Origin of the sequence: Caenispirillum salinarum AK4, from assembly GCF_000315795.1 — a bacterium.
GTDB lineage: Bacteria > Pseudomonadota > Alphaproteobacteria > Rhodospirillales > Rhodospirillaceae > Caenispirillum > Caenispirillum salinarum.
The window spans coordinates 199,006-224,300 of record NZ_ANHY01000003.1; the positions used below are offsets into that span (position 1 = coordinate 199,006).

General features: G+C 68.2%; 25 protein-coding genes. 12 read left to right on the top strand and 13 right to left on the bottom strand.

Annotation, left to right across the window (positions count from 1 at the left end):
* The first annotated feature begins 30 nt into the window (after positions 1 to 30).
* The 3 genes from rpsA (at position 31) to C882_RS02380 (ending at position 2,786) form a co-directional block, all read left to right on the top strand.
* A complete protein-coding gene (rpsA, locus tag C882_RS02370) occupies positions 31 to 1,740 on the top strand; it encodes a 30S ribosomal protein S1 (protein ID WP_009538931.1) in 1,710 nt (569 codons plus the stop codon).
* 322 nt (positions 1,741 to 2,062) lie between these two features.
* Complete coding sequence (ihfB, locus tag C882_RS02375; protein WP_009538932.1) at positions 2,063 to 2,365, top strand: integration host factor subunit beta; 303 nt, start codon at positions 2,063 to 2,065, stop codon at positions 2,363 to 2,365.
* Between the two features lie 79 nt (positions 2,366 to 2,444).
* Positions 2,445 to 2,786, top strand: a complete 342-nt coding sequence (locus C882_RS02380) for a LapA family protein (protein ID WP_009538933.1) — start codon at positions 2,445 to 2,447, stop codon at positions 2,784 to 2,786.
* A 624-nt stretch (positions 2,787 to 3,410) separates the two neighbouring features.
* Here C882_RS02380 and C882_RS02385 read toward each other — a convergent pair.
* The 4 genes from C882_RS02385 to C882_RS02400 all read right to left on the bottom strand — a co-directional run bounded on the left by C882_RS02385 (position 3,411) and on the right by C882_RS02400 (position 5,443).
* The gene (locus C882_RS02385; protein WP_009538934.1) at positions 3,411 to 3,653 is read right to left on the bottom strand and encodes a hypothetical protein; all 243 of its coding nucleotides are present in this window, start codon (positions 3,651 to 3,653) and stop codon (positions 3,411 to 3,413) included.
* 157 nt (positions 3,654 to 3,810) lie between these two features.
* Complete coding sequence (locus C882_RS02390; protein WP_009538935.1) at positions 3,811 to 4,593, bottom strand: S49 family peptidase; 783 nt, start codon at positions 4,591 to 4,593, stop codon at positions 3,811 to 3,813.
* Complete coding sequence (locus C882_RS23790) at positions 4,590 to 5,078, bottom strand: gamma-glutamylcyclotransferase family protein (protein WP_009538936.1); 489 nt, start codon at positions 5,076 to 5,078, stop codon at positions 4,590 to 4,592. Before C882_RS23790 ends, C882_RS02390 begins: the two co-directional genes overlap by 4 nt.
* Positions 5,078 to 5,443 (bottom strand): hypothetical protein, encoded by a 366-nt coding sequence (locus C882_RS02400; protein WP_009538937.1) that lies wholly within the window; start codon positions 5,441 to 5,443, stop codon positions 5,078 to 5,080. Before C882_RS02400 ends, C882_RS23790 begins: the two co-directional genes overlap by 1 nt.
* A 207-nt stretch (positions 5,444 to 5,650) precedes the next feature.
* Here C882_RS02400 and C882_RS02405 point away from each other — a divergent pair, with 207 nt between their 5' ends.
* A complete protein-coding gene (locus C882_RS02405) occupies positions 5,651 to 6,715 on the top strand; it encodes an SDR family oxidoreductase (protein ID WP_009538938.1) in 1,065 nt (354 codons plus the stop codon).
* A 6-nt stretch (positions 6,716 to 6,721) separates the two neighbouring features.
* On the opposite strand, the gene C882_RS02410 is transcribed toward C882_RS02405, so the two are convergent.
* Entirely contained in the window at positions 6,722 to 7,432 is a 711-nt protein-coding gene (locus C882_RS02410; RefSeq protein WP_009538939.1) for a response regulator, read from the bottom strand.
* 709 nt (positions 7,433 to 8,141) lie between these two features.
* Here C882_RS02410 and C882_RS02415 point away from each other — a divergent pair.
* The 5 genes from C882_RS02415 (at position 8,142) to C882_RS02435 (ending at position 12,542) form a co-directional block, all read left to right on the top strand.
* The gene (locus C882_RS02415; protein ID WP_009538941.1) at positions 8,142 to 9,695 is read left to right on the top strand and encodes an acyl-CoA carboxylase subunit beta; all 1,554 of its coding nucleotides are present in this window, start codon (positions 8,142 to 8,144) and stop codon (positions 9,693 to 9,695) included.
* Positions 9,692 to 10,168: an OadG family transporter subunit gene (locus C882_RS02420; protein ID WP_009538942.1), complete on the top strand. Its 477-nt coding sequence runs from the start codon at positions 9,692 to 9,694 to the stop codon at positions 10,166 to 10,168. Before C882_RS02415 ends, C882_RS02420 begins: the two co-directional genes overlap by 4 nt.
* The gene (locus C882_RS02425) at positions 10,165 to 10,587 is read left to right on the top strand and encodes a biotin/lipoyl-containing protein (protein ID WP_009538943.1); all 423 of its coding nucleotides are present in this window, start codon (positions 10,165 to 10,167) and stop codon (positions 10,585 to 10,587) included. The genes C882_RS02420 and C882_RS02425 overlap by 4 nt, the downstream gene beginning before the upstream one ends.
* Before the next feature lie 85 nt (positions 10,588 to 10,672).
* Positions 10,673 to 11,809 carry a sodium ion-translocating decarboxylase subunit beta gene (locus tag C882_RS02430; RefSeq protein WP_009538944.1) on the top strand — a complete coding sequence of 379 codons (1,137 nt, stop codon included), beginning with the start codon at positions 10,673 to 10,675 and terminating at the stop codon, positions 11,807 to 11,809.
* Between the two features lie 112 nt (positions 11,810 to 11,921).
* Entirely contained in the window at positions 11,922 to 12,542 is a 621-nt protein-coding gene (locus tag C882_RS02435; protein WP_009538945.1) for a nucleoside 2-deoxyribosyltransferase, read from the top strand.
* Between the two features lie 684 nt (positions 12,543 to 13,226).
* Here the strand turns inward: C882_RS02435 and C882_RS02440 are convergent.
* Positions 13,227 to 15,062, bottom strand: coding sequence for a phosphoenolpyruvate carboxykinase (GTP) (locus C882_RS02440; RefSeq protein ID WP_009538946.1), 1,836 nt, complete (start codon positions 15,060 to 15,062; stop codon positions 13,227 to 13,229).
* Between the two features lie 212 nt (positions 15,063 to 15,274).
* Here C882_RS02440 and C882_RS02445 point away from each other — a divergent pair, with 212 nt between their 5' ends.
* Entirely contained in the window at positions 15,275 to 16,087 is an 813-nt protein-coding gene (locus C882_RS02445) for a ZIP family metal transporter (protein ID WP_201448324.1), read from the top strand.
* A gap of 113 nt (positions 16,088 to 16,200) precedes the next feature.
* On the opposite strand, the gene moeA is transcribed toward C882_RS02445, so the two are convergent.
* Positions 16,201 to 17,472: a molybdopterin molybdotransferase MoeA gene (gene moeA / locus C882_RS02450; RefSeq protein ID WP_009538948.1), complete on the bottom strand. Its 1,272-nt coding sequence runs from the start codon at positions 17,470 to 17,472 to the stop codon at positions 16,201 to 16,203.
* A 389-nt stretch (positions 17,473 to 17,861) separates the two neighbouring features.
* On the opposite strand from moeA, the gene C882_RS02455 reads away from it, so the two are divergent.
* Both C882_RS02455 and C882_RS02460 read left to right on the top strand, forming a co-directional pair.
* Complete coding sequence (locus C882_RS02455; protein WP_009538949.1) at positions 17,862 to 18,296, top strand: cold-shock protein; 435 nt, start codon at positions 17,862 to 17,864, stop codon at positions 18,294 to 18,296.
* 695 nt (positions 18,297 to 18,991) lie between these two features.
* A complete protein-coding gene (locus C882_RS02460) occupies positions 18,992 to 19,690 on the top strand; it encodes an HNH endonuclease family protein (RefSeq protein WP_009538950.1) in 699 nt (232 codons plus the stop codon).
* Positions 19,691 to 19,873: 183 nt separating this feature from the next.
* On the opposite strand, the gene C882_RS24505 is transcribed toward C882_RS02460, so the two are convergent.
* The 6 genes from C882_RS24505 to C882_RS24875 all read right to left on the bottom strand — a co-directional run bounded on the left by C882_RS24505 (position 19,874) and on the right by C882_RS24875 (position 25,270).
* Positions 19,874 to 20,371: a hypothetical protein gene (locus C882_RS24505; RefSeq protein ID WP_152415166.1), complete on the bottom strand. Its 498-nt coding sequence runs from the start codon at positions 20,369 to 20,371 to the stop codon at positions 19,874 to 19,876.
* Positions 20,364 to 21,251: a DUF6731 family protein gene (locus C882_RS24510; RefSeq protein ID WP_152415167.1), complete on the bottom strand. Its 888-nt coding sequence runs from the start codon at positions 21,249 to 21,251 to the stop codon at positions 20,364 to 20,366. Before C882_RS24510 ends, C882_RS24505 begins: the two co-directional genes overlap by 8 nt.
* An 88-nt stretch (positions 21,252 to 21,339) precedes the next feature.
* On the bottom strand, positions 21,340 to 22,929 hold the full coding sequence (ftsY, locus tag C882_RS25725) for a signal recognition particle-docking protein FtsY (RefSeq protein ID WP_009538951.1): 1,590 nt from the start codon (positions 22,927 to 22,929) through the stop codon (positions 21,340 to 21,342).
* Positions 22,926 to 24,188, bottom strand: a complete 1,263-nt coding sequence (mtaB, locus tag C882_RS02470; RefSeq protein WP_009538952.1) for a tRNA (N(6)-L-threonylcarbamoyladenosine(37)-C(2))-methylthiotransferase MtaB — start codon at positions 24,186 to 24,188, stop codon at positions 22,926 to 22,928. The genes ftsY and mtaB overlap by 4 nt, the downstream gene beginning before the upstream one ends.
* On the bottom strand, positions 24,185 to 25,054 hold the full coding sequence (gene dapF, locus C882_RS02475; RefSeq protein ID WP_051999943.1) for a diaminopimelate epimerase: 870 nt from the start codon (positions 25,052 to 25,054) through the stop codon (positions 24,185 to 24,187). The genes mtaB and dapF overlap by 4 nt, the downstream gene beginning before the upstream one ends.
* Before the next feature lie 54 nt (positions 25,055 to 25,108).
* A complete protein-coding gene (locus C882_RS24875) occupies positions 25,109 to 25,270 on the bottom strand; it encodes a HepT-like ribonuclease domain-containing protein (protein ID WP_160166762.1) in 162 nt (53 codons plus the stop codon).
* Between the last annotated feature and the right edge of the window lie 25 nt (positions 25,271 to 25,295).

A 25,295-nucleotide genomic window follows, 5' to 3' on the forward strand; every position in this document is an offset into this window, starting at 1 on the left:
CACCGAATTCGACGAAAGGAATGAGTGAATATGGCTGAAGCCGCTGCCATGGAAATGAAGGAAGATTTCGGCGCCCTGCTCGAGGAGAGCCTGGGTTCCGAGGGTGGCCTGGAAGGCGCCGTTCTGCGCGGCACCGTGATCTCGGTCGACGGTGACTTCGCGCTGGTCGACGTGGGCCTCAAGTCCGAGGGCCGCATCAACCTCAAGGAATTCTCCCGCGCGGGTGAAGAGTCCGACCTGAAGCCGGGCGACGAAGTCGACGTCTACGTCGAGCGCTACGAGGACCGCGACGGCGTGATCGTCCTGTCGCGCGACAAGGCCCGCCGCGAGGAGGCCTGGAACGTTCTCGAGGCGAAGTTCAACGAGAACGAGCGCGTCGAAGGCGTCATCTTCGGCCGCGTCAAGGGCGGCTTCACCGTCGACCTGTCGGGCGCCGTGGCGTTCCTGCCGGGCAGCCAGGTGGACATCCGTCCGGTCCGCGACATCACCCCGCTGATGGGCACGCCGCAGACCTTCCAGATCCTGAAGATGGACCGCGCCCGCGGCAACATCGTCGTCAGCCGTCGCGCCGTGCTGGAAGAGAGCCGCGCGGAAGAGCGCGCCAAGCTCATGGCCGGCCTGAAGGAAGGCATGATCCTGGAAGGCGTCGTCAAGAACATCACCGACTACGGTGCGTTCGTGGACCTGGGCGGCGTCGACGGCCTGCTGCACGTCACCGACATTTCCTGGAAGCGTGTCAACCACCCGACCGAGGCCCTGTCCATCGGCCAGAACGTCAAGGTGCAGGTCATCCGCTTCAACCCGGAGACCCAGCGCATCAGCCTCGGCATGAAGCAGCTTGAGGCCGATCCGTGGGAAGGCGTGCAGGCCAAGTACCCGGTCGGCACCAAGTTCATGGGCCGCGTGACCAACATCACCGACTACGGCGCGTTCGTCGAGCTGGAGCCGGGCGTCGAGGGTCTGGTCCACGTCTCCGAGATGTCCTGGACCAAGAAGAACATCCACCCGGGCAAGATCGTCTCCACCTCCCAGGAGGTCGAGGTCATGGTGCTCGACGTGGATCCCGAGAAGCGTCGTATTTCCCTGGGCCTTAAGCAGTGCATGGGCAACCCCTGGGAAGACTTCTCCGCCAAGTTCCCGCCGGGCACCGTCGTCGAGGGCGAGATCAAGAACATCACCGAATTCGGTCTGTTCATAGGCCTGGAAGGCGAGATCGACGGCATGGTCCACCTGTCCGACCTGGACTGGAACCTGCCGGGCGACGAGGCCGTCAAGAACTACAAGCGCGGCGACGTCGTGAAGGCCAAGGTCCTGGACGTCGACATCGACAAGGAGCGCATCTCGCTCGGCATCAAGCAGCTGGACGAGGATCCGTTCGAGCGCGCCGCCGAGGGCCTGCGCAAGGGCCAGACCGTCACCTGCACCGTCACCGCGGTTCAGGACAACGGTGTCGAGGTGGACGTCAACGGCATGGGCACGGCCTTCATCCGCAAGTCCGACCTGTCGCGTGAGCGCAACGAGCAGCGCCCCGAGCGCTTCGCCGTCGGCGAGAAGATCGACGCCAAGGTGACCGCCCTGGACACCAAGAACCGCAAGATCTCGGTCTCCATCAAGGCCCGCGAGATCGAGGAAGAGAAGCAGGCGATGGCCGAGTACGGCTCCACCGACTCGGGTGCGTCGCTGGGCGACATCCTGGGTGCGGCCCTGCGCCAGAAGCAGGAAGAGGGCAAGGAGGACTAAGTCCTTCTCCCCACCTTCCTGGAAGAACGAAACGCCCCGTTCCCGCCGGAACGGGGCGTTTTCGCGTCTGACTGGCAGCGCCCGGGGCGGCCGCGGCGGCGGCGCCCCGGCTGATGAAGCGGGAAATATTCGTGCGTGCGCAAGGGCTTACCTTGACGCTGCGTTAGCCCCATGGCACGCTTCCCGGGAAATCTGGTTCGTGCGTAAGCCGTGGCGCCGGTCTGCCGATTTTTCGTGCAACGAAGGTCGCAGGCGGCGCGGGACGTTCGGTGGTCCCAAGGACAGCGGCGCGCCGGCCATCATCTCGCGAGGACCGTGGATCATGACCAAGTCGGAACTGATTGCGCGTCTGGCGGAGCGGAATCCGCATCTCTACCAGCGGGATGTGGAGCGCATCGTCTCCTGCATCTTCGATGAAATCGCCGCGGCGCTCGCACGGGGCGACCGGGTGGAGTTGCGCGGCTTCGGCGCGTTTTCGGTCAAGCACCGCGATGCTCGTACCGGTCGCAACCCCCGCACCGGGGAAGCCGTAGACGTGGACGAGAAGGCGGTGCCGTACTTCAAGACGGGCAAGCAGCTGCGCGAGCTTCTGAACGACGGCGAGGCCGCCGACGCCGCCGAATAGGCTTGGCCGCAGGCGCCGGCCGCGCTACACCGGCCCTGCCGGCGCATGGCCGCGCCGGGCGCCATGAAGGGAGGATCGCGTGAAACTCATCCGCTGGCTCATCGGCCTGCCGCTTGCGGCGGTCGCCATCATTTTTGCCGTGTCCAACCGCCAGATGGTGACGGTCGAGTTGTGGCCCTTCCCGTGGACGGCGGATCTGCCCCTCTACCTTCTGTCGCTGGGCACGCTGGCCGTCGGCATCGTCATCGGCGCCCTGTTCGCGTGGACGGCCGGCAGCCACAAACGCGCCCAGAGCCGCAGCGAAAAACGCCACCAGGAAATCCGCATTCGCAACCTGGAGCGCGAAAACGACCAGTTGAAGGCCGACAACGAGCGGCTGACCCGCGAGGCCGAGCCGCAGAAATCCCTGCCGGCGGCGTAAGGCCGTGAGGCTTGGTCGATGGATGCCCGGGTGAAAGCTCGGGCATTTTCGTGTTCGGGGAGTCATCCGAACGGCGTGCGGCGAGGCCACCAAGGCACGAAGGGCACCAAGAGACCGAGACCGGGTGAACGCGGATCAGCGGGCCGGCCGTGCGGCAGGATGTCTGGCGCCGCATGTGGATTCCCGCTTTTGCGGGAGTGACGAGTATTTTTCTTTTTGTAGTAATAACTTAAACAAACCGTCGCCCATGCGGAAGCAGCGGGCCACGCACGTGGTTAGCCGCCTTTGCGACACCTCTGGAGGCGCTCAGCCAATTTCCCGGCACCCTCTTTCGCAGGGGCGACGGGCCTTGTAGGGCGTTGTTCCGAAAGAAAAAATTTCCGTCATTCCTGCGAAAGCAGGAATCCACACGCACACTACTAATCATCCTGTCCCGCTCCCTTCAAATCCGAAGAAAGGGAGGGTTCGGGAGCTTCCGCTCCCGAGCGGGCTTGGGCGGCAGCCCAAGCGCCAAAGGCGCTAGGTCGGTCTCGCCACCCTCACAGCCGAATGCGGCAACGATCTCCCGCTCGCCGTTGGAACGGCCCACCTGGCGGTAATCTTCCTCGGCCGCAACCGCCCCCCTCAGTACTCCTCGGGGTACTCCGGGCGCGGGTCGGGGTCCGCGGCGCGGCGGAAGAGGCGAGTGTCCAGCAGGGCCGAGACGGACATGGTGATGAGCTGTCCGGTCTTCAATTCGCGGATCTTGGTGTGCGGCGGCAGGTCGCCGTACTCCTGCAAGGACTCCACGCGCCAGATGTGCTGCATGGGGTCGCTCGTCTTGACGAAATGGTCTCCGACCGCGATGGACCGGCGGCGGCTGGACATCGCTCTTCCTCTTTCTTCGCTGCGTTTGGGGGGTGTGCCCTTGGAACCTACGCGCGGACGCTACCGGCGGTTTGTGGCGAAACCAAGCCGGCAGAAGGGGCATCCACCTTTTTGTCACAGCGGCAGCGGCCGCCGTCACCGGGTCGCGTCCCGCCGCCTACAGCCCCAGCCGCGCCCGCAGCGCCGTTTCCATCATTTCTTCGGCCAGCGCATCCGAGCCGCCGCGCAGCAGACGGGCCAGCAAGGGTTTGCGGGGGCCGTGGATGCGGTGAGGCTTGGCGTCCTTGAACCGCCGCTTGATGAAGGCGTCGGGCAGGTCCACGCCGTCGATGAGGCCCAGTTCCAGGCCCTTTTCGCCCAGGAAGACGTCGCCGTTGAACAGGGTGTGGTCCTCGCCCTTCAGCTTGTCGCCGCGACGGCTCCTCACATGCTTGATGAAGGCGGCGTGGATATCGGCCTGCAGGCCTTTCAGCCACTCGCGGTCGGCCTCCTTCTGGGGCTGGAAGGGGTCGAGGCGCATCTTGTTGGCGCCGTGGGTGGTGACGCGGCGCTCGACGCCGATGCGGTCCATGAGGCCGGTGAAGCCGAAGCCGGCCGACAGCACGCCGATGGAGCCCACCAGCGTCATGCCGCTCATGGCATAGATTTCGTCGGCCGCGCAGGCGATCCAGTAGCCGCCCGAGGCACCGACCTGCTCGATGAAGGCGAAGACGGGCACCTTCTTGTCGTCGGCGCGGCGGCGGATGTCGGCGGCGATGACGTCGGATTCCATGGGGCTGCCGCCCGGCGAGTTGACGATCATCACAACGGCCTCGGGCTTGCCGGAAAAGGCCTTGTCGAGCGCCGGTCCCACCTTTTCCAGGCGCAAACCGCGGCCCCCCACCATGCCGTCCAGCCGCAGCACGTTGACGCGGCGGCGCTGCCAGAACTTGAGCTTCAAGATGGTCCCCCTGGGTCGGTGTCGGTGCGGCGCGCGCGGCCCGCCAGGACAGCGCGCAGGGTTTCGATATAGGGATCGGACAGCCCGGCCGCTTGCGCCGCCGCGCCAAGGTCGGCGGCGTAGTCGCGGCGGGCACGGCGGGCCGGGGCGGGTGGATCGCCGGCGACGTAGACCAGCGCCTGCACCGGTTCGGCCGGCGCCCCGGCCGGCGTCACGAACAGCGTCTGCTTGCGGTAGAGGCCGTGGGACACGCCCTCGAACCGGTCGAGCGCGGCGAGCGCCGGCGCCTCGATCTCCCACAGCAGCCCCTCCACCGCCGCCGGCGGGTCCGGGACTACCGTTGCCAGTCCATGACGGGTGACGGCGACGCGCCAGCCGTCCAGAACCGCCCGGCCGAGGGCCCGGTGTCCCGGCGCGACGGCGCGCATGCGGGCGGCGTGCATGAACAGGCCGTAGGCGAAGAAGGGTGTCCGGCCGGGGCGCATCAGCCCTCCGCCTGCTCCCGCGCCGCCGCCAGGGCCGCCTGGGCGAGGTCGGCGACGGGCGCGGCCGCGGCGCAGTCGGCGGAACAGTCGAGGCCCGTGCGGGCCGCGGTGACCGCCATGTCGGCTGCCTCGGCGGCGGCGCCCCGGTCCAGGCGCGGCGCCACGTCCCAGGCCAGGCGCGGCAGCACCGGGCAGTGGATGCCGGCGACGCCGGCGCGCGGGCAGGCCGCGATCGCCCCGTGGATGCCGGTCACGTCCACCCCGGGCGCGGGTTGCCGCGCCGCCGCCGCGCCTCCACCTCCGGCCGGCGTCCACGCCACGGGCTCGGCGGTGGACAGGGCGGATGACGGAATGGTGCGGCGCATGGGCGGGTCCTCACGAGTCGGGATGGGGCTGGTGAAGCGGGCGGGTGCGTCGATAACGTCTCTTGATGGTAAGCGGTGGCGACGGGCTGGCAAGTCGTTTTTCCACAGGCGCTTGGCGACCGCCGACAGGGGTGCGGCCGGAACCGGCGCGGCGGGCGCGACGTTTCGCGCAGGCCCGGACCGACCATCAGCCCCAGGAGGTTCTTCATGACCGCGCCCCACACCGCCCCCGTCGTCGTCATCACCGGCGGGTCCGCCGGCGTCGGCCGCGCCTGCGCCGAGGCCTTCGCGCGCGACGGCTGGGACGTGGCGATCCTGGCGCGCGGCGAGGACCGTCTGGAGGACACCAAGGATGCCGTTGAGGCCCTGGGCCGTCGGGCGCTCGCCGTGCCCTGCGACGTGGCCGACGCCGAGGCGGTGCTGGATGCCGCCGATCGCGTGGAGGCGGACCTGGGCCCCATCGACTGCTGGGTCAACGACGCCATGGCGACGGAGTTCGCGGCCTTCGTCGACACAGCCCCGGCGGAGTTCCAGCGCGTCGTCGACGTCACGCTGATGGGGCAGGTCCACGGCGTCATGGCCGCGCTCAAGCACATGCGCCGGCGCGGGTCCGGCAGCATCATCCTGGTGGGCTCGGCGCTGGCCTATCGCGGCATTCCCCTTCAGGCGCCCTATTGCGCGGCCAAGCACGCGGTGCGGGGCTTCGCCGACAGCCTGCGGGCGGAACTGCTGCACGAGGGCAGCGCCATCCGCATCACCGAGGTCCACCTGCCCGGGCTCAACACGCCGCAGTTCAGCTGGGCGCGCGCGCGCACCGACGGCGAACCGCGCCCGGTGCCGCCGGTCTACCAGCCGGAAGCGGCCGCGCGGGCCATCCTGCGGGCGGCGCACGAGCGCCCGCGCGAGCTGTGGGTGGGCCGCGCGACGGCCAAGATCATCCTGGGCGCCATGCTCGCCCCGGCTTACCTGGACCGGATGATGGCCGAGCAGGTTGTGGCCCAGCAGCAGAGCCGGGCTCCCCACGGCGACCGCCCCGACAACCTGCGCTCGCCGGCGCCCGGTCCCTACGCCGCCCACGGCCGCTTCGACGACGAGGCCGAGGAGTGGGCGGCGGTCATCGATCCCGACCAGATCCGCCGGACCGCCGGTTTCGCGCTGGGCGCGGTGGCGGTAGGCGCGGCGGCGCTGGGGCTGGCGCGGGCGCTGAAGGGCGACGGCCGGCGCAGGGGGCGGCAGCGGTTTGGACGCGGGGGGCGGCGGCGGCTTTGGTAGGAGGGCTCAGGCCACGTCCGGCGTGAAGACGTAGCCGACGTTGCGCACCGTCACCAGCAGGCGCGGCTGCGCCGGGTCGGGCTCGATCTTCTTGCGCAGCCGGCCGATGAGCACGTCCACCGAGCGGTCCGACGGCGACCATTCCCGGTTCGACACAGCGTCCAGCAGCCGGTCGCGGCTGAACACCCGTTGCGGCTGGCGCACCAGCGCCGCCAGCAGGTTGAATTCGCCGGTGGTCAGCGGAACCATCACGCCGGCCGGATCGGTGAGCAGCCGGCGCCCGGTGTCCAGCGTCCAGCCGTCGAAACGGTGCGTGGTGCGGCCGGAGTCGTCGCGGGCGCACCGGGACAGGCGGCGCAGAATGTTCTTCACGCGCGCCAGCAGTTCGCGCTGTTCGTAGGGCTTCACCACGTAGTCGTCGGCGCCCAGTTCCAGCCCCACCACGCGGTCGACGGCGTCGGATTTCGCCGTCACGAGGATGATGCCCAGGTCCGGCCCCGCCCGCAGGCCGCGCAGCAGCGACAGGCCGTCGCGGCCGGGCAGGTTGATGTCCAGCAGGACAAGGTCGAAACGCCGCCGCGCCAGGGCCTGGTCCATCTCGTCGCCGTTGGCGGCCTCGGTGACCGTGTAGCCTTCCTTCTTGAGGTAGGCGGCCAGCACGGCGCGGCTCACCTGTTCGTCCTCGACGATGAGAATCTGCTGCGTTTCCGGTCTCATGGGCCCTCTGTTCAACCGCCGTGCTGCGCCGGGCGCATGCTGCATTCAACCAGGGGTGCCCGCGCCGCTCCGAGGCCCAAATTAGCGTGTTTACGGGCCGTTTACAAAATCAAACGGCGGATTTACCGTGCGGGGATTGGGCGTTCACAAACATTTGGTATGACCATCCTACGCTTCGTGATGAAGCCGCCCGTGATCGCCGTGCCTTCGGGGGGAGGCCTGAACGATCACCGCCCGACCGCCGGCCGACGGGGAAACGGTCGCTTTCGGGTGCCGGGCACCTGTATCGGGGGGTGCCACGACCGCCGGGAATTGGGGCCCGGCGCCGGAGTCGATCGTCCGCCGGAGGGGACCATGAAGATGGGGCCGGCGGATGATCGGTCCGAAAGTCCCTGCCGTCGGGACTGTTCTCTCCCCCGGCGGCAGCAGTCTGCGTCTCGCATGACTTGAGCGCCGGTCCTCGTGGCCGGCGCATTTTTTCGGCCGAAGGGGGTAGGCGGCCCCGCGGGCTGCAACCTTTTCACTAAACCTTCCGTTTCAAGGGCCTTTGGGCGCGGCTACTGTCCGGGCCGCACGAATCGCGCCCCGGCCCGGGTTCAAACGCGCGGGGCAAGCGTGCTACGGTTTCGCGTGTCGCGATCACGGCGCGTCCTGCGCCGCGCCTGCCGCGCACAGTCGCCCAAGGCCGAAGGAAAGGAAGACGCACCCCATGGCGATTTCCAAGGACCTGCTGGAGGACCTGCGGCGCCGCCGCGAGACCGCCCGCCTGGGCGGCGGGGCCGACAAGATCGAGGCGCGCCACGCCCGCGGCCTGCTGGCGGCGCGGGAGCGGCTGGAAGCACTGTTCGCCCGCGATACCTTCCAGGAGTTCGGCCTGCACGCGCGCCACCAGACGCGCCACTTCGGCATGGAGAAGAAGGACCTGCCGGGCGACGCCGTGGTGACCGGCATCGGCTTCGTCGACGGCCGCCCCGTCGCCGCCTTCAGCCAGGATTTCACCGTGGCTGGCGGCTCGCTGGGCCGCGTGCACGCCGGCAAGATCTGCGACACCATGGACTATGCCATGCGCGGCGGGATGCCCATCGTCGGCTTCAACGACTCGGGCGGGGCGCGCATCCAGGAAGGCGTGGACAGCCTTTCGGGCTATGGCCAGGTGTTCAACCGCAACGTCCTGGCGTCGGGCGTGGTGCCGCAGATCGCGGTCATCTCGGGGTCCTGCGCCGGCGGTGCGGCCTATTCGCCGGCGCTGATGGACTTCATCATCATGACCCGCGGGTCGGGCAACATGTTCATCTGCGGGCCCGAGGTCATCCGCGCCGCCACCGGGCAGGTGACCACCATGGACGAGATCGGATCGGCCATGGCCCACGCCAGCGTGTCGGGCAACATCCACTTCATCGCCGACGACGACATGCACGCCGTGTCCATTGTCCGCGACCTGCTCAGCTACCTGCCGTCCAACAACATGGCGGACCCGCCGCACGACCTGTCGGCGCACATGACGCTGGAGGACGACCCGCAGGTGGACGCCCTGGTGCCCGACGATGCGCGCATGCCCATCGACGTCAAGAAGGTGATCGAACGCATCGTCGACGGCGGCCGGTTCCTTGAGGTGCAGGGCCTGTTCGCGCCGAACATCGTGTGCTGCTTCGCCCGCGTCGCCGGCATCGTCACGGGCATCGTCGCCAACCAGCCGGCGGTGAAGGCGGGCACGCTGGACATCGACGCCAGCGACAAGGCGGCACGCTTCATCCGCTTCTGCAACGTCTTCAACATTCCGCTGGTGACGCTGGTGGACGTGCCCGGCTTCCTGCCCGGCGTGACGCAGGAGCGCGGCGGCATCATCCGCCACGGCGCCAAGATGCTGTTCGCCTACGGCGCCTCCACCGTGCCCAAGATCACCGTCATCATGCGCAAGGCCTATGGCGGCGCCTATCTGGCCATGTGTTCGCGCGACATGGGGGCGGACCTGGTCTATGCCTGGCCGGGGTCGGAGATCGCGGTGATGGGCGCGGAAGGGGCGGTCAACATCCTCTACCGCCGCGACCTGAAGGACGCCGACAACGCCGCCGAGCGCCGCAAGGAACTGGCCGACGAATACCGCAAGGAATTCGCCAACCCCTACGTCTCCGCCGGCAAGCTGTTCGTCCACGACGTCATCGAGCCGGCGCGCACCCGCTCGGCCATCGCGCTCGGCCTGCGCAGCCTGCTGTCCAAGCGCGAGACCCGCCCCGCCAAGAAGCACGGGAATATTCCGCTGTGATCTGGGAAGAGCTGGAACTCGTCGGCCTCGGCTTCGGCGTCGTGGTGATGGTGCTGGTCGCCCTGTGGGGCACGACCGCCGCCGTCGGCCGCGTCTTCATCAGCCGCGCCCGCGCCGAGGCCGCCGCAAGGGAGCACGCCGCCCAGGCCGCCCAGGTGCCGCAGACGCGCCCGGCCGGGGCGCCCGCCGACAGCGCCGCCGCCGCGCCCGGAGGCATTCCGCCGCACCACCTGGCCGCCATCGGCGCGGCGGTGGCCGCGGTGATGCCGGGGCGCTACCGCCTGGTGCGGGTGACCATCCCGCCGCACAGCATGCCGGCCTGGGTCAACGAGGGCCGCTTCGAGCACATGTCGAGCCACGGCGGCCGCGCCAACGCCGGCTGGACGCAGGCCGGGCCGCCGCACGTCGACCACCCCATCCACGAGAGCAATCCCCTGCCGTCAGCGGACAGCCAGCAGAAGAGGACGCCATGAGGAAGTTCAGGATCACCGTCGAGGGCACGGCCTACGACGTCACGGTCGAGGAACTGGACGAAGGCGGCAGCGCGCCCACGCCGGCCGCCGCTCCCGCCGCGCCGCCGCCGGCCGCCGCGCAGCCGGTTCCATCCCAGGCAACGCCCGCGCCGTCGACCACCGCCAGCGCCCCGACGCCGCAGCAGCCGCCGGCCGGCGGCTCCGGCCCCGGCGACGTGGTCAGCCCGCTCGCCGGCACCGTGCAGAAGGTGGAGGTCGGCGTCGGCGATCCGGTGACCGAAGGCCAGACCGTCGTCACCCTGGAAGCCATGAAGATGCTCACCACCGTCGTCGCGCCGCGCCCGGGCTCCGTCAAGGAAATCAAGGTGCAGGCTGGCTCCTCCGTCCAGGAAGGCCAGGTGCTGGTGGTGCTCGGCTGACGCCGGGCCGCCGCCGCTCCGCGTCTTCCCGCCACCGTCACCGCGACCGCCAAGCCCCTTTCGCGCCACCACCCGAGGCGAGAGCATGGATACCCTGAGCCAACTGTGGTCCCTGACCGCCTTCCCGCTCGTCACCTGGCAGATGCTGGTGATGTGGGTTGTGATCGGCGTGCTGCTTTATCTGGCGGTCTTCAAGAACTTCGAGCCGCTGCTGCTGGTGCCCATCGCCTTCGGCGCGCTGCTGGCGAACCTGCCGACGCAGGGCCTCATCAACCCGCCCGACCCGGCCAGTGAAACCGTGGGCGGGCTGTTCTACTACATCTCCATGGGCGTCCACCTGGAGATCTTCCCGCCGCTGATCTTCCTGGGCGTCGGCGCGCTGACCGACTTCGGCCCGCTGATCGCCAACCCGCGCATGCTGATCCTGGGCGCGGCGGCGCAGTTCGGCGTGTTCGCCACCTTCTTCGGCGCCATCCTGCTGGGCTTCTCGCCGGAGCAGGCGGGCGCCATCGGCATCATCGGCGGCGCGGACGGGCCGACGTCCATCTTCCTGTCCAACAAGCTCGCGCCTGAGCTGCTGGCCCCCGTCGCGGTGGCGGCCTACAGCTACATGGCGCTGGTGCCGCTGATTCAGCCGCCCATCATGCGGGCGCTGACGACGCCGGAGGAGCGCAAGATCCGCATGCGTTCCCTTCGCCCCGTCTCGCGCACGGAAAAGCTGATCTTCGCCGCCACGGTGACGGTTCTGGTGATCCTGCTGGTGCCGGCCGCCGCCGCGCTGATCGGCATGCTGATGCTGGGCAACTTCCTGCGCGAGTGCGGCGTAACCGAACGCCTGAGCAAGGCGGCCCAGAACGAACTGATCAACGTGACCACCATCTTCCTCGGCACGTCGGTCGGCATCACCATGACCGGCGAGCGGTTCCTGCAGGTGGAAACCCTGGGCATCCTGGTGCTGGGCATCGTGGCGTTCAGCATTTCCACGGGGTCGGGCGTGATCATGGCGAAAATCATGAACAAGGTGTCCAAGACGCCCATCAACCCGCTGATCGGATCGGCCGGCGTGTCCGCCGTGCCCATGGCCGCGCGCGTCAGCCAGGTGGAGGGTGCCAAGGCCGACCCGCAGAACTTCCTGCTCATGCACGCCATGGGGCCGAACGTCGCCGGCGTCATCGGCACCGCCGTGGTGGCGGGCTACTTCATTGCTCGGCTGGCCGGGTAGGCCGCGCGGTTTGCGGTGCCCCGGCCGATGCTCGGGGCTTGGCGTCGGCCGGGGGAACCGGCATGATCCATCCGGCGTTTAAGGCGACCCGGACAGCAGGGAGGATGCCGCCATGCCCCGTCGCAAGACCGTCTACCTGGCCGGGCCGGAGGTGTTCCTGTCCGACGCCGTGGCCGTGGGCGAGGCCAAGAAGGCCATTTGCGCCCGCCACGGCCTGACCGGCCTGTTTCCGCTGGACAACGAACTGGACCTGGGCGGCCTGGACCCACAGGACGCCGGCCGCGCCATCAGCGCCGCCAACGAGGCGCTGATGCGCAGGGCTGACCTGATCATCGCCAACATCACGCCCTTCCGCGGCCCCGGCATGGACCCGGGCACCGCTTTCGAGATCGGCTTCATGCGGGCACTGGGCCGGCCTGTGTTCTGCTACACCGCCAGCGACCTGCTGCACGCCGAGCGCGCCGTGCGCTGGGCCGGCCCCGCCGTGCAAGAGCGCAAGGGCGAGGGGCTGGAGGACGGCGACGGTTTGCTCATCGAAAGCTTCGGCATGGTCGAAAACCTGATGATCGACGGCGCCGTGGAGGCCTCCGGCGGCATCATCGTGACCCCCGAGACCGCCGCCGACCCGCAGTTGGACCTGCGCGACCTGACCCTGTTCGAAGCGTGCGTCCGCACCGCCGCCGCCCACGTAGGCGCCAAGGCCTCGCACGGGGTGCGGGACGCGGCGGGGTAGTGTGGGACACGGCACTATGGGGAGAGGGCAGGGCGCTTTAAGGGCGGCCGGCTTCTTTCAGGGGTAGACCTCACGGCGTGGCGCGTCTTGCCAGTCGTCTGGCAGCGAATGTGGATCCCTGCTTTCGAGGGGTCAGGAAAATCGCTGTGTGCTTCCAGTGGTGGCGCAAGGACGGGCCACGCAATGCGTGGGCCCCTGCTTCCGCAGGGGCGACGGGGTTTTTAAGTGGTTGTTATAGACTGGAAAAATACCCGTCATTCCCGCGAAAGCGGGAATCCACATGCGGCGCCGGACATCCTGCCGCGCACCTGCGAGGGAGCGTCAGGCGATTTCTTTACAGCCTCTTTCGCAGGAATGACGGCCCTTTTTTCAATATAAGACACTATCGTACAGAAACCGGCCGCTTCTGCGAAAGCAGGAGCCCACACACTGCGCTAGCCGCCCTTGCGACACTTTCGGTGGCAGCCAACCGACTTCTTGACACCCCCGCAAGCTGGCGTCCACCTGCGGTGTAGACCGCCCTGCCGCACTTCTGCCAGAGGCAGGCCGCAACGCTTCTGAGCCGCCCGTTGCCCATTGTCTGACGGCGGCGAAGGCTGGCATTCACCACGGCCGGCCGCCAAATATAAAACACCCGCCGACGGACCGCCGGCGGGTGTTTTTCTTAACGCGCAATGGCCGTGGTTACGTGGTCACCGGATCGTGGATTTCCCAATGCTCGGGGCTGCGCTCCAGGCGGGCGATGAGCATCTGCTGGTGCAGTTTCATCTCCTTGGGCAGCTTGCCGTCGAACTTGGAGAACAGGGCGTCTTCCTCGGTCGCCTCGGCCAGGGCGACGTTCTTGTGGACGGCCATGATCTCGCCGAACTTCTCCTTCGGGAAGTCCAGGCCCTCCCAGTGCAGGTCCTTGTGGAACGGTTCCCAGCCGATGGGGCTTTCCACGGCGCGGGCCTTGCCGTGCACGCGGTCGACGATCCACTTCAGCACGCGCATGTTCTCGCCGAACCCCGGCCAGATGAACTTGCCGTTCTCGTCCTTGCGGAACCAGTTGACGCGGAAGATGCGCGGCGGCTCCGGCAGGGCACGGCCCAGGCTCAGCCAGTGGTCCCAGTAATCGGCCATGTTGTAGCCGCAGAACGGCAGCATGGCCATGGGGTCGCGGCGCATGGCCGCCTGGCCGACGGCCGCCGCGGTGGCCTCGGAGCCCATGGTGGCGGCCAGATAGACGCCGTGGCTCCAGTTGAAGGACTGGAAGACCAGCGGGAAGTTCTTCGACACGCGGCCGCCGAAGATGAAGGCCGCGATGGGCACGCCCTTGGGGTTCTCCCACTCGGGGTCGATGGAGGGGCACTGGCCGGCCGGCGCGGTGAAGCGGGCGTTGGGATGCGCGGCGGGGCGGCCGCAGTCCGGCGTCCAGTCCTGGCCCTTCCAGTCGATCAGGTGGGCCGGCGGCTCGTCGGTCATGCCTTCCCACCAGACGTCGCCGTCATCGGTCAGCGCCACGTTGGTGAAGATGGAGTTCTTCGCCAGCGAGTGCATGGCGTTGGGGTTGGACTTCATGTTGGTGCCGGGGGCGACGCCGAAGAAGCCGTATTCCGGGTTGATGGCGTGCAGCACGCCCTTCTCGTCCGGCTTGATCCAGGCGATGTCGTCGCCGACGGTGGAGATCTCCCAGCCCTCGAAGCCCTTGGGCGGGATCAGCATGGCGAAGTTGGTCTTGCCGCAGGCCGACGGGAAGGCGGCGGCCACATAGGTGCGCTGGCCCTCGGGATTCTTCACGCCCAGGATCAGCATGTGCTCGGCCAGCCAGCCTTCGTCGCGCGCCATGACGGAAGCGATGCGCAGCGCGAAGCACTTCTTGCCGAGCAGGGCGTTGCCGCCGTAGCCCGAGCCGAACGACCAGATCTCGCGGCTTTCGGGGAAATGGACGATGTACTTGTTTTCGGCGTTGCAGGGCCAGGCCACGTCCTTCTGGCCTTCCGCGAGCGGCACACCCACGGAGTGGATGCAGGGCACGAAATCGCCGTTCTCGCCCAGCACGTCCAGCACCTTGCGGCCCATGCGGGTCATGATCTTCATGTTGACCGCCACATAGGGGCTGTCGGAAATCTCGACGCCGATGTGCGCAATGTCCGAGCCGAGCGGGCCCATGCTGAAGGGAATGACGTACATGGTGCGCCCCTTCATGCAGCCGTCGAACAGGCCGTTGAGGGTGGCGCGCATCTCGGCGGGGTCGACCCAGTTGTTCGTCGGGCCGGCGTCTTCTTCCTTATCCGAGCAGATGAAGGTGCGGTCCTCGACGCGGGCGACGTCCGCCGGGTCGGAGCGGCAGAGGTAGCTGTTGGGGCGCTTCTCTTCGTTCAGGCGGATGAACGTGCCGTTGTCGACCATCTCCTGACACAGGCGATCGTACTCATCGTCGGAGCCGTCGCACCAGTAGACCTGGTCGGGCTTGGCGAGCTTGGCGATCTCGTCAACCCAGGCCAGCAGCTTGGCATTCTTGGTAGGCGCTTCCGTCATAACAAAGGTCTCCATACCGGCAAATTCGCCCGACGCTCTTGAAATAGCGACCATAACCATATGACGGTCCTTGGGCACTGGGCAACGGGCCATGCGTGATGCTTTCACGACGATAGGTCTGACCGGATACTACAACCGTACAGGGCGGATACCCGTTGACCGGATGAGCCTCGCCGTTTTCGTCGCTCTTTTCAGCCTTACAGAGAGACATCGTGCAAGAGATCGCGACCGCCCTGCAATCCCTGCCCCTTTTGACTCTGGGAGTCCTCGCCAGCCTGGTCGCCGGGGCCGCCGCCGGAGTCGGCGCGTTGCCGGTGCTGGTGGTGCGAAGCATCTCGGTCCGCCAGCAGGACATCATGCTGGGCTTTTCCGCCGGAGTCATGCTGGGAGCGACGGCGTTCTCGCTGCTGCTGCCGGGCGTGGAGGCGGGGACCGGCATCTACGGCGGGGCCCTGGCCGCGCTGCTGGTGGTGGCGGCGGGCACGCTTTTGGGTGCTGCGGGCCTGTGGGCCATCCACCACTACCTGCCGCACGAGCACCTGGTGAAAGGCGCCGAGCACGTGAAGGACACGGTGCAGCTCAAGCGCATCTGGCTGTTCATCATCGCCATCACCCTGCACAATTTTCCCGAAGGCCTGGCGGTGGGCGTCGGCTTCGGCGGCGGCGACGTCAACAACGGCCTGACGCTGACCATCGGCATCTTTCTGCAGAACCTGCCCGAGGGGCTGGTGGTCGCGCTGTCGGTGCTGACACTGGGCTACAAGCCGCTGATCGCCGTCGGCGTGGCGCTGGCGACGGGCGCGGTGGAAAGCGTCGGCGGGTTCCTGGGCGCGGGGCTGGTCAGCCTGGCGACCTACGCCCTGCCGTGGGGGTTGGCGCTGGCGGGTGGGGCGATGCTGTTCGTCGTCTCCAATGAGATCATCCCCGAGACCCACCGCAACGGCCACGACACCGCCGCCACCTTCGGCCTGACGGTGGGATTCGTGCTGATGATGGCGCTGGATGTGGGCCTGGGCGCAGTGTAGCGACCCCCGCCGATAAGGCGCGCGAGCCAAGGCCGCGATCAGCGGCCGCCGGCGTTCGGGGCGGGACCCTGCCCGGAACAGAGAGTAAGACAGGCCGTGTAGCGCGCGTCCGCTCACCCTGCCATGGTGTCGGGGAAGGGGATGACCGTCAGCATGTCGCCGGGCTCCACGCCGGGGCGGTCCTCCTCCAGTTCCGCCAGGCCGTGGGCGTTGACCACCGAGGAAATCAGGTGGGACCCCTGGCCCGTCAGCGTGCGGGCGACCGTGCGGCCGTCCTCGGCGGTGGCGAGTTGCACGCGGATGAACTCGCGCCGGCCGCCCTTCTTCTCGAAGTGGAAGTCCGCCGGCACCTGGAAGCGGCGCGGGGCGACGTCCGTCGCGCCGGCCAGCCGCAGGATGATGGGCCGGGCGATCAGCAGGAAGGTGACGATGGTCGCCACGGGGTTGCCGGGCAGGCCCAGGAACACCGTTTCGCCGATCCGCCCCAGCGCCGCCGGCTTGCCGGGCTTGAGCCGCAGCCGCCAGAAGGTGATGGCGCCCAGGGCCTCCACCGCGCCGCGCACGTGATCCTCCTCGCCGACCGAGACGCCGCCGGAGGTCACCACGACGTCGTGCTCCGGCGCCGCGCGGGCGAGCGCTTCGCGCACCGCCTCGGGGTCGTCGGGCAGGATGCCCAGGTCCGTCACCACCACCGGAAGGCCCGCCAGCATGCCCTTCAGGGCCTGGCGGTTGGCGTCGTAGATGCAGCCGTGGGGCAGGGCCTCGCCAGGGTCGCGCAACTCGTCGCCGGTGGAGAAGACGGCCACCCGCAGCGGTGCGCCGACGGGCAGTTCGGCGCGGCCGACGGCGGCGGCCATGGCGACGTCCTGCGCCCGCAGCCGCGTTCCCCGCCGCAGCACCACGGCGCCCTCGCGCACGTCTTCGCCGGCATGGCGGACGTTGACGCCGGCCCTGACGCCCGCCGGCAGGCGCACGCGGGCGCCGTCGTCCAGCACCTCCGCCTCCTCCTGCATGACCACGGCGTCGAAGCCATCGGGCATGGGGGCGCCGGTGAAGATGCGCACCGCCCCGCCCGGCGCCGGCTCGCCCTCCAGCGGCTGACCGGCGGCCTGGCGCGCGACCACCGGCAGCGTGGTCTCGGCGTCGGCGGCCATGTCGGCGGCGCGCACGGCATACCCGTCCATGGCGGAGTTGGGCAGCGGCGGCAGCGACACGGCGGCGGTGACGTCGTCGGCCAGCACGCGGCCCAGGGCCGCCCACAGGGGCACATGCTCCACCGCCGTCACCGGCACCAGGTCGCGGTCGATGATCGCCAGCGCCTCGGGCAGCGGCATCAGGCGCGCGCCCGCGCCGCAGCAGTCGTCGATAAGACGGCGGACACCCATGGACAAAACCTCCTTCGCACAATGACTTGGGCCGCGACAGGCCATTGCCCCAGCATACCCGCGCGACGAAACGGATGACACCGTGGAACGCGACTCGGCGCAACGCTGTTTCAGGCCCCGGTATTGCCAAACGGTATCTACCCGATCGAGGGGTAAATGCGCCTTGTGGCTTAGGTCTGGGGTTGAAGAAACCGGCACCACGGAAAGCATATGTCCAGGAACCGGGTACTTCGAACCAAATCGCGCGCGAGTCGCATCTTATTCGGCTTGAGGGGGAGCCCGAATCGGGCAATGCTTTACTTGCTCTACCCACCTAAGGTTTTGTTCCCGTGATGCAGTCTCACACTTCCCGGCCCATGGGGCCCGTCCAGACCGGAGTCACCGCCACGGTGAAATGGTTCAACGCCACGAAGGGGTTCGGCTTTGTCGCCTTCTCCGACGGGGCTCCGGATGCCTTCCTCCACATCTCCGTCGTCGAGCGGGCCGGCATGCGCGACGTGCTGCCCGGCACCACGCTCGTGTGCGATGTCGAGTCCGGGCCCAAGGGGCCGCAGGTCTCGGGCATCGACAGCATCGACGCCAGTTCCGCCACCGTCGAAGCCGCCATTCCGGTCAACGAGACGGTGGAGGGCGTGGTGAAGTTCTTCAGCGCCGACAAGGGCTTCGGGTTCGTCACCCCGGACGCCGGCGGGAAGGACGTGTTCATCGGCATCGGCGCCCTGCAGCGCTCGGGCCTCGACCTGCTGGACAGCGGCCAGCGCGTGCGGATGCAGACCCGCATGGGCAAGAAAGGCCCCATGGCGCAGCAGGTGGAAGTCCTCTGACCCCCTTCCGCGCGTGATCCGGGCGCCGCTGGGCAAGGGGGCGCCCGGTCCGCCCTGCCGATTGACCGATGACCGATGGCCGGTAGCCGATGACCGGCACCCCGGCCGATGCCTCAAGGCGTCGCGCCGCACCGCCGGCCGTGGGATTTTCCCGACATGACGTCGACGAAATGTCGACGTTTTATCGACGTTTCCTCCCGTCGCGACCGCCGCCCGATGAAGCCGGTGTCCGGCTCCGACGCCCAAGGCGCTGGCGGGATCGGGAGGGCAGACGCCCGCCGCGCCGCGGTCCGCGCTGACGCGCGCGGGGCCGGCCGCCCCCCGCCCCTGCGCGAGGCGCGGCCTCTCGCGCTCTCGGTGTGTGGGAGCCTGGGGCGGGCGCCGACTCTCAAAAGACTGAAGGGTTCGGGACGCTGTGCTTCCCGATCGGGGGCCGGGGGCGGAAGCCCCCGCGTTATGAGCGCTGACGCGCGCGGGGCTCGCCGCCCCGCACCCGGCCTTGCGAGAGGCGCGGCCTCTCGCGCTCTCGGTTTGTGGGAAGCTGGGGCGGGCGCCGACTTTCAGAAGACTGAAGAGTTCGGGACGCTGCGCGTCCCGATCGGGGGCCGGGGGCGGACGCCCCTGCGTCAGGTGCTTGAGGTTGCACGCCGGACGGGCCACACTCCCCGCCCCGCCTCTTCCACCCCGAGCCCTCCTTGAGCACCACCACCCGCCGCCGCCGATCGCGCCCGAAGCCGCGCCGCAAGACGACCCGCCGCCGGGGTGGCGGGGTGCTGTCGCCGTTCTGGCGCCTGCCGCGCTGGGCGCGGTGGGTGGGCGCCGTGGTGGCGTTGGGGGCGGGCGTGCTGGAGGGCCGCGAGAGCGAGTTGGTGCGGCCGGTGGCGGTGCCCTTCGACCGGGCGCTCTACGCACACTGGCTGGACACGGACGGCGACTGCCTGGACACGCGGCAGGAGATTTTGGCCCGAGACAGCGTGATCCGCCCGACCTTCTCCGCCAACGGCTGCCGGGTGACGGGCGGCCGGTGGCGCGACCCGTACACGGGGCGGACGTTCACGGACCCGAGCGCGCTGGACGTGGACCACATCGTGCCGCTCTCCGAGGCCCACCGCAGCGGCGCCGACCGCTGGAGCCCGGCCCGCCGCGCGGCCTTCGCCAACAACCCCGGCAACCTGATCGCGGTCTCGGCGAGCGCCAACCGCAGCAAGGCCGACGGCGACCCCCTGGCCTGGCTCCCACCCGCCTGGCCCTACCGCTGCGCCTATACGGCGCACTTCGTGGGGACCAAGCAGGACTGGGGGCTTGAACAGGACCCGCTGGAGCGGTGGTTCACCGCGGGGGTGCGGTGGGTGTGTCTACAGGAAATTTCTGCCAATCCAGAACGCACGCGCTAGCCTCAATACCGGTCGCCGCCTAGAGAATCGTGACAAGACCCTGACGCAGCCCGCTGCGCCAGGCGAGGTAGACGGCGGAGCAGGGTCAGAGGACGGTGGAACAAAGGGCGCTGTAAGCACGGCCGCGGCATAAAGCCGCAGTAGGTAAGATTTCAGCCTTACGCCACGGCTGATGTCTACCACTTACCCACCACCTAGCTTTTTTGGCGGCTTAGACTCGAGCACGATGAAGGTGCTTCTTATTATTCTCGTGACAGCTAAAACCGTGTAAACAACAACGAAAGCCCAAAGAGAAAGCATGTACCGATCTTGAGGGGCCTCCCACAGATTGGTTCCATACAAAAAAGAAAAAGACACGCTAAATAAGGACGAAAAAAAGCTCGCGAACATAGCCGACTTTAGGAAAGATATGTACCTCAAAAATATCGGCGTATGTTTAATTTTCGCTATAAAATCAGAGCTAGAAGATACTACCACGCCATAGAATGTCATGACGAAACCGGTAGCGATAGCCGATATATTAGCCACGGCAGAAGAGAGATCGCCGAAATCGGCTGTCTTATAGAACTCGTAATTTTTTATGCATTCATAATCAGAAAAAACAATATAGCCTGCCGCGACAGATAATATCAGCGGCAGGCGCGCCTCTAAGAAAACTCGTAAAGCACCAAACTTAGCCATTCGGGGGGAACATTTCTTCTATCGCTCGGCGCTTGGCCTGCCATAGTTCACGGATAAACCTATCTTTAATATTGTAAGCCTCCGCCGGATCATCATCGGGGAGGTCAAGTTTCCGCCTGTCCCCCACTTGTGCTCGAAGCAGCGGGAACGTTTCTGTTTGCCGGGTTTCATCATTCCGCAACGTCGCGGTAAGCCGCTTAACACCCGCCTCCCCTTCTTCATGTTGCCGAAGCAACCACCTAACAAGTCGCCGCGCAAAGCCTGAAGATATGTCTTCCGGCGACCGTCCCATCGTGAAGCTCATATCGATAAATGCTGACTGGCCTGCCTGCTTCATCGCTTCTAGGCCTTCAATAATCGTTTGAGTTTCCTGAGAAACGCTATCCAGCCTATCCGGACGCGCCACCCGGAAAGCAAGCGCCCTGACGCGTTCTGTGGCCAACTTCTCCCACCATTCCTGTGAGATGACGGGCAAGATATAGAAGCCATCAACTCCAGCGACTTCTTGTACGTACATCGCCACCCGAGCCGGCGTAATGCCGTTCCTCCCCATCTGGAGAGCAAGGATGTTGTTCGACCTATCATACCGAAATGCCGTCGAATGACCGATAGAAGGGACGCCAAGCCGCTGAAGGGGCTGCCCCGGCATGGCTCGCGCAGGCAAATTCTGGCTTTGCAAGCGGACTAGCTCGCCAGCCAAAATTCTACCCCGGCTCTTTTCTTCAAGGCGCTCGAGGCGAAGCACGACATTTTCCTGAATCTCTACTTCGCGCTCAGCTAGATCGAGGTCTGCAGCTTCACTGAGGCATTCAGAGAAATGTTCAGGGAAATCTGCCTGTCTTTGGACCTCGAAAAATCGAATGTTTACTGTAGTGTCCATCTGGCACGCCTTCTTGCCGAACTAGTCGTCTTTTCGTACCAGAAGTTGCGCTTCAGCATCAACAAAATTTACCGCGAGACGCGGCATTTTAAACCCCCATCAACCCCCGCGCGAAGTCCTCCGCCTTGAACGGGCGGAGGTCTTCCGCCGTCTCCCCGACGCCGATCGAGTGCACCGGCAGGCCGAATTTGTCCGCCAGCGCCACCACCACGCCGCCCTTGGCCGTGCCGTCCAGTTTGGTCATCACCAGGCCGGTCACGTTGACCATGTCCTTGAACACCTCCACCTGGTTGTGGGCGTTCTGGCCCACCGTGGCGTCCAGGACCAAGAGCGTCGAGTGCGGGGCGGCGGGGTCGATCTTTTTCAGCACGCGGACGATCTTCTGAAGCTCGTCCATCAGGCCCTTCTTGTTCTGAAGGCGCCCGGCCGTGTCGATCATCAGCACGTCCGTCCCCGCCTTCAGTGCCTCCTGATAGGCGTCATAGGCCAGACCCGCCGCGTCGGCGCCGGTGTCGCGGCTGATGACAGGCGTGGCCGTGCGGTCGCCCCACACCTTCAGCTGCTCCACGGCGGCCGCGCGGAAGGTGTCGCCGGCGGCCAGCATCACCGATAGCCCCTGCTCCTGGTACTGGCGGGCCATCTTGCCGATGGTCGTCGTCTTGCCCGAGCCGTTCACGCCCACCACCAGCACCACATGGGGCTTCAGCGCGCGGTCGATCTCCAGCGGGCGGGCCACCGGCTCCAGGATTTCCGCGATGTCCTCGGCGAAGGCCTTGCGGATTTCCTCGCCGGTGATGTCCTTGCCGAAGCGCTCCTTCGCCAGCGAGGCCACCAGCTTGGCCGAGGTGCTCACCCCCAGGTCGGCGGTGATGAGCAGGTCCTCCAGGTCCTCCAGCGCCTCGTCGTCCAGGCGGCGCTTGGTGAACAGGCCGGTGATGCCCTCCGTCAGCTTGCTGGACGAGCGCGAGAGCCCGTCGCGCAGGCGGGCGAACCAGCTTTTCTTCTGACGCTGCGGCTCGTCGGACGGCGGGGCGGGAACGGCCTCGGCCTCCGCGATGCCGGCGGCGCGGTCCTGTTCGGCCGCGTCTTCCTGCGCGGCGGTCTCGGCGGCGTCGGGCTCGCCTTCCGCCGGGCGCGCGGGCTCGGCGTCGTAGCCCTCGAAGGCGTCCGGCGCGGGCGCGGGAGCCTCGGGGAGGGGCTCGGCGACGGGCTCCCGCTCGGGCTTGGGCGCGCGCTCCGCGGCCTCGGCGCGGGCGGCGGCGTCCTCGATGCCTTCGCCGACGCGGCGGGCGACCTCTTCCGGCGCGGGCTCCTCGGCCTCGGGCAGGTCGGTGCGGCCCTCCACCGGCTGGTCGTGGGGCGCGGCGGGGGGAGTTTGGTCGGGCCGCACCTCCGGCTCGATGTCGAGCAGGCGGGGGCTCTGCGGCTCGGGCTCGGCCTCGGGCAGGTCGGGCGTGCCTTCGGCCGGCTGATCGTGGGGGGCGGTGTCGGGCGTCTGGTCGTGGCGGACTTCCGGGGTCTCGGCGGGGGCCCCGGACGCTGCGGGACCGCCGCCCTCGGGCGCCTCGGTGTCCGGCGTCTCCGGGCGCTCCTCGCCGCGCTTGAACAGGCGGGAGAAGAACCCCCGCTTCTTCGGCTTGTTCTCGGGCGCGTCGGGGGCGTTCGGGTCGTCGGTCACGCGGTCACCTCGGCTGTCATGGTCTCGCCGTCCACGCCGGTCAGGCGCACGGGCACGATCTCGCCCACCGCCGCCGTCTCGGGCAGGCGCACGGGAATGTAGTGGTCGCTGTGGCCCTTGCCGGGCTCCTCCACCAGCACCGTCGTCTCGGTGCCGACGCGCGAGCGCAGGTAGGCGTCCATCGCTGCCCGCCCCACGTCCCGCAGGCGCGCGGCGCGGGCCTTGACCACGTCGCCCGGCAGGCCGGGGATCTTGGCGGCCGGCGTGCCGGGGCGCGAGGAATAGGGGAAGACGTGCAGGTGCGTCAGCCCCGCCTCCTCCACCAGCGCGACGGAGTTGGCGAAGTGCTCGTCCGTCTCCGTCGGGAAGCCGGCGATGATGTCGGCGCCGAACACGGCGTCGGGGCGGATGCTGCGGATGCGCTCGGTCAGCGCGATGACGTCGGCGCGCAGGTGGCGGCGCTTCATGCGCTTGAGGATCAGGTCATCGCCCGCCTGCGCCGACAGGTGGAAGTGCGGCATCAGGCGCGGCTCGCGGCCGATCAGCTCCAGCAGGTCGTCGTCCACCTCCACCGGGTCGAGGCTGGTGAGGCGCAGGCGCGGCAGCTCCGGCACGTTGGCGAGCAGCCGGCGCACCATCTGCCCCAGCGGCGGCTGCCCCGGCAGGTCGGCGCCATAGGCGGTGATGTCCACGCCCGTCAGCACCACCTCGCGATAGCCGTTCTCCACCAGCGCGCGGACCTGTTCGGTGATGCGGCCCATGGGCACGCTGCGGTTGGGGCCGCGGGCGTAGGGGATGATGCAGAAGGTGCAGCGGTGGTCGCAGCCCTGCTGCACCTGGACGAAGGCGCGGGTGTGGCCCTCGAAGCCCGCCAGCAGGTGCTCGGCGGTTTCCCGCACCGTCATGATGTCGTCGACCAGGATCTGCTGGTTGAGGCCGGGCGCGTAAGATTCGGCCTTCAGCTTCTCGGCGTTGCCCAGGACGCGGTCGACCTCGGGCATGCCCGACCACAGGTCCTTGTCCAGCTGCACGGCGCAGCCGGTGACGATGATCTTGGCGTGCGGGTTCTCGCGCCGCAGCCGGCGCACGGCCTGGCGGGCCTGGCGCTCGGCCTCCTTGGTCACCGCGCAGGTGTTGACGATGACGGCGTCGCCCAGGCCGGCGGCGCGGGCGTGGTCGCGCATCACCTCGGATTCATAGGTGTTCATGCGGCACCCGAAGGTGACGACGCGCGGATCGATCGGCTTCTGCATGGTCATGGGGCGGCCTGGATCGGGCTCAACAACGCGGCATCGAGGGTGCCGGAGAAGGACATGGCGACGGGGCCGGTCATCAGCACATGGCCGTCGGCCTCGCGCCATTCGATGACAAGCGGCCCGCCGTCGAGCGTGACGGTGACGCGGCGCTCGGCCAGCCCCCGGCGCACGGCGGCGACGGCGACGGCACAGGCGCCCGAGCCGCAGGCCTGGGTGATGCCGGCGGCGCGCTCCCACACCCGCATCCGCAAGGATCGGCGGTCGAGGATCTGCACGATCTCGACGTTGGTGCGCTCGGGGAACAGGGGGTGGCGCTCCACCTGCGGGCCGAGGGCGGGCAGGTCGATGGAGGCGACGGCGGGCACGAAGAACACCGCGTGCGGATTGCCCATGTTGACGCCGACAGGGCGCGAGAGCGGGCCGACGGTAAGGTCGATGGACAGCGTGTCCTGCTCCGTGCTGAGCGGGATGGCCTGCCAGTCCAGGCGCGGTTCGCCCATGTCGACGGTCACCTGTCCGTCGTCCTCGCGCCAGGCGGTCAGCAGGCCGGCGGCGGTGCGGATGGCGACGGTATCCTTGCCGGTCTCGCGCATGAGGATGTCGGCGACGCAGCGGGTGGCGTTGCCGCAGGCGCCGGCGGGGCTGCCGTCGTCGCCGTTGAAGATGCCCATGACGGCGTCGGCGGCCGGGTCGTCGGCGGCGGGCGGCTCGATGGTGATGAACTGGTCGCAGCCCACCCCGGTGCGCCGATGGCTGACGGCGGCGATGGTTTCGGGGGGCAGCGGACGCGCGTCGGCGCGCCGGTCCACGATGACGAAATCGTTGCCCAGCCCGTGCATTTTGATGAAGTGAAGCGGCGCCGTATTCATGGCCGATTTATAGGGCGGGGGAGGGGCGGAGTCCAGGGGGCGGCGCGGGCGTGTTCAGGCGTCGCGCGGGGCGGCGTAAGGCGCACAGGCATCGCGCAGGGCCCGCAACTGGCCGTTGGCGATGAGGGTCCAGATCAGGTCTGCCTGCACGTTGTCGTATTCGTGCCGCAGGAAATTGCCCATCCCGCGAATGCTTGCCCACGGAACGTCCGGCACGCGCTGCTCGGCCTCGAATGTGTCG

Bases quoted from the DNA above. Each gene is read 5' to 3' on its own strand.
- rpsA (WP_009538931.1), top strand. From the start codon at position 31: ATGGCTGAAGCCGCTGCCATGGAAATGAAGGAAGATTTCGGCGCCCTG.
- C882_RS02400 (WP_009538937.1), bottom strand. From the start codon at position 5,443: ATGCGCCGCACCATTCCGTCATCCGCCCTGTCCACCGCCGAGCCCGTG.
- mtaB (WP_009538952.1), bottom strand. From the start codon at position 24,188: ATGACCATGCAGAAGCCGATCGATCCGCGCGTCGTCACCTTCGGGTGC.
- C882_RS24505 (WP_152415166.1), bottom strand. From the start codon at position 20,371: ATGGCTAAGTTTGGTGCTTTACGAGTTTTCTTAGAGGCGCGCCTGCCG.
- moeA (WP_009538948.1), bottom strand. From the start codon at position 17,472: ATGGGTGTCCGCCGTCTTATCGACGACTGCTGCGGCGCGGGCGCGCGC.
- C882_RS02425 (WP_009538943.1), top strand. From the start codon at position 10,165: ATGAGGAAGTTCAGGATCACCGTCGAGGGCACGGCCTACGACGTCACG.
- C882_RS23790 (WP_009538936.1), bottom strand. From the start codon at position 5,078: ATGCGCCCCGGCCGGACACCCTTCTTCGCCTACGGCCTGTTCATGCAC.
- C882_RS02415 (WP_009538941.1), top strand. From the start codon at position 8,142: ATGGCGATTTCCAAGGACCTGCTGGAGGACCTGCGGCGCCGCCGCGAG.
- C882_RS24510 (WP_152415167.1), bottom strand. From the start codon at position 21,251: ATGGACACTACAGTAAACATTCGATTTTTCGAGGTCCAAAGACAGGCA.
- ihfB (WP_009538932.1), top strand. From the start codon at position 2,063: ATGACCAAGTCGGAACTGATTGCGCGTCTGGCGGAGCGGAATCCGCAT.
- C882_RS02430 (WP_009538944.1), top strand. From the start codon at position 10,673: ATGGATACCCTGAGCCAACTGTGGTCCCTGACCGCCTTCCCGCTCGTC.
- dapF (WP_051999943.1), bottom strand. From the start codon at position 25,054: ATGAATACGGCGCCGCTTCACTTCATCAAAATGCACGGGCTGGGCAAC.
- C882_RS02405 (WP_009538938.1), top strand. From the start codon at position 5,651: ATGACCGCGCCCCACACCGCCCCCGTCGTCGTCATCACCGGCGGGTCC.
- C882_RS02435 (WP_009538945.1), top strand. From the start codon at position 11,922: ATGCCCCGTCGCAAGACCGTCTACCTGGCCGGGCCGGAGGTGTTCCTG.
- C882_RS02410 (WP_009538939.1), bottom strand. From the start codon at position 7,432: ATGAGACCGGAAACGCAGCAGATTCTCATCGTCGAGGACGAACAGGTG.
- C882_RS02385 (WP_009538934.1), bottom strand. From the start codon at position 3,653: ATGTCCAGCCGCCGCCGGTCCATCGCGGTCGGAGACCATTTCGTCAAG.
- C882_RS02440 (WP_009538946.1), bottom strand. From the start codon at position 15,062: ATGACGGAAGCGCCTACCAAGAATGCCAAGCTGCTGGCCTGGGTTGAC.